Origin of the sequence: Streptomyces canarius, from assembly GCF_014650735.1 — a bacterium.
GTDB classification, from domain to species: Bacteria; Actinomycetota; Actinomycetes; order Streptomycetales; family Streptomycetaceae; genus Streptomyces; species Streptomyces olivaceoviridis.
Window position 1 is genome coordinate 1 of record NZ_BMVN01000235.1, and the last position, 631, is coordinate 631.

Annotated in this window: 1 protein-coding gene; it reads left to right on the forward strand. The window is 66.2% G+C overall.

Features of this window, described 5'->3' with window-relative positions:
• On the forward strand, positions 1–609 hold a 609-nt coding region (locus IE294_RS47055; protein ID WP_189895427.1), incomplete at its 5' end, for a transposase.
• Positions 610–631: the final 22 nt, after the last annotated feature.

Genomic DNA, 631 nt, shown 5'->3' on the forward strand with positions numbered 1-631 from the left:
CGCCGCAGGCTCGTGACCCTGATACGTCCGAAGGCACCGCGGATGGCCGAACGGCTGGTCGAGGACATCTTCACCGCGCTCGACGAACAGACCGTGATCGTCCCCGGCACGGACGCGGCTGCACTGATCGTCCCCAGCCTCGCGACTTCGCTGCAGGCAGTGCTTGACCAGCGGAAACTCCTGGCCGGACGAATCGAAGAACTGCTGGAGGCCCACCCTCTTTCCAAGGTCCTGACCTCGATGCCGGGGATCGGTGTCAGGACCGGAGCCAGGATCTTGATCGACGTGGGCGACGGCAGTTCGTTCCCGTCCTCCGCCCACCTCGCCGCCTACGCCGGCCTCGCCCCCGCGACCCGCAGCTCGGGCTCGTCGATCCGTGGCGAGCAACCGTCCCGGAGGGGAAACAAGCAGCTCAAACGGGCCTTCTTCCTCTCCGCGTTCGCCGCGCTGGCCGACCCAACGTCCCGGGCCTACTACGACAAGAAGATCAGCCAAGGCAAACACCACACACAAGCTCTTCTCTGCCTCGCCAGACGACGAGCCGACGTGCTCTTCGCGATGCTCCGCGACGGCACCTTCTACGAACCGCAACCTGCCCCCACGGGTTGACGAAACCCATAGGGGCACCCCC